Origin of the sequence: Psychrobacter sp. 16-MNA-CIBAN-0192, from assembly GCF_040309565.1 — a bacterium.
Taxonomy (GTDB): domain Bacteria; phylum Pseudomonadota; class Gammaproteobacteria; order Pseudomonadales; family Moraxellaceae; genus Psychrobacter.
Map to the genome: position 1 here is coordinate 1 of NZ_JBEOOX010000764.1, position 233 is coordinate 233.

The window sequence follows — 233 nt, forward strand, 5'->3', positions numbered from 1 at the left end:
GTCAGTACCAAACAGGCGAGACATGACAAGCAGTCCAGAACCGAGGCGCGATTAGCGCTTCGAGAACTGAGGTGCCTTACGTGCCTTCTTGAGTCCAGCCTTCTTACGCTCCTTGACTCGAGCGTCTCGGTAGAGTAATCCGTCTGCCTTGAGCGTTGCGCGGTTGTTCTCTTCGTCGATCTGGTTGAGCGCACGCGCGATACCGAGACGAAGGGCTCCCGCCTGGCCCGAGG

General features: G+C 58.8%; 1 protein-coding gene. It reads right to left on the reverse strand.

Annotated features, from left to right (window positions below):
• Positions 1-51 precede the first annotated feature (51 nt).
• On the reverse strand, positions 52-233 hold a 182-nt coding region (gene rpsI / locus AAEY78_RS15135), incomplete at its 5' end, for a 30S ribosomal protein S9 (protein ID WP_352340343.1).